Source organism: Microvirga arvi (genome assembly GCF_016892765.1).
In the GTDB taxonomy this organism is placed as follows: Bacteria; Pseudomonadota; Alphaproteobacteria; order Rhizobiales; family Beijerinckiaceae; genus Microvirga; species Microvirga arvi.
This window is the reverse complement of record NZ_JAFEMD010000218.1, coordinates 1-723: the sequence shown is the minus strand read 5'-3', so window position 1 is coordinate 723 and position 723 is coordinate 1. Positions and strand designations below refer to the sequence as shown.

Annotated in this window: 1 protein-coding gene; it reads left to right on the top strand. The window is 60.4% G+C overall.

Annotated features, from left to right (window positions below; all coding sequences use genetic code 11):
* Positions 1-124 precede the first annotated feature (124 nt).
* A partial coding sequence (locus ILT44_RS30595) for an IS110 family transposase (RefSeq protein WP_204243372.1) occupies positions 125-723 on the top strand: 599 nt, incomplete at its 3' end.

Genomic DNA, 723 nt, shown 5'->3' with positions numbered 1-723 from the left:
CATCAGATGGGGTATTCGGCTTGAGCCCTATCTTCGACGGATATGCATCGAGGTGTTGTGCTCCGAGCTGATGATAGCGTGTGGTTTGGTCGAACCACCACAAGGATCAGAGGAGGAGCACAGCATGAAGCACTACGCCGGACTGGACGTGTCTCTCAAGGAGACCTCAATCTGCATCGTGGATGAGACAGGTGCGATCTGCCGTGAGATGAAGGTGCCAAGCCATCCCGAAGACCTCGTGCGGGCTCTTCAAGATCCCGCATGGCGGCTGGCCCGCATCGGCCTGGAGGCCGGGCCGTTGTCGCAGTGGCTGTTCAGTGGATTGGCGCAAGCAGGCTTGCCGGTAGTCTGTATCGAGACCCGGCATACGAAGGCGTTCCTCAAAGCGCAGGTGAACAAAACGGACCGCAATGATGCCCGTGGCATTGCCCAGATGATGCGGGTCAACCTGTTCCGGCCGGTACACATCAAGACGCTGACAAGCCAACATCGTCGTGCCTTGCTGACCGCCCGCAAGCTGCTGCAGGAGAAGGCCGCCGCGATCGAGAACGACATCCGAGGCTTGCTGCGCAACTTCGGCCTCAAGGTTGGCATGACCGGAGCCGTGGGGTTTGACGTCCGGATCCGGGAACTCGTAGACGGAAGACCGGAACTGGCGGACATCACCGTCTCCCTGCTCGCCGCCAGGAGGATCTTGCGGGAGGAACTGTCCCGCCTCCATCG